The organism is Verminephrobacter aporrectodeae subsp. tuberculatae At4 (assembly GCF_000193225.1).
Taxonomy (GTDB): domain Bacteria; phylum Pseudomonadota; class Gammaproteobacteria; order Burkholderiales; family Burkholderiaceae_C; genus Acidovorax; species Acidovorax aporrectodeae.
On sequence record NZ_AFAL01000839.1, the window covers coordinates 1 to 242 of the forward strand.

The window sequence follows — 242 nt, forward strand, 5'->3', positions numbered from 1 at the left end:
TCGTGCAACTCCAGAGCCACGGCAGTCCCCAGACCCCTACCCGCGGGGGAACGAGCACGCCCGTGGGTGGGGCAACGGCCAGCGTGCCGGACGTGGGCGCAAGCGCCAGCGCCGCGCGCCGTGTAAACCCCGCAGACGCGGTCACGGACGCGACGCGCGGCGGCACGCTCAGCGCAGACGCAGGCGCTGCGCCGCAAGTCCAGACGACCACGACGACCCGGGCCCCCGGCGCCCCGGACGTG

Annotated in this window: 1 protein-coding gene; it reads left to right on the forward strand. The window is 76.0% G+C overall.

Features of this window, described 5'->3' with window-relative positions:
- Positions 1–242: hypothetical protein (locus VTU_RS34140; RefSeq protein WP_438873589.1), on the forward strand; the 242-nt coding region annotated here is incomplete at both ends.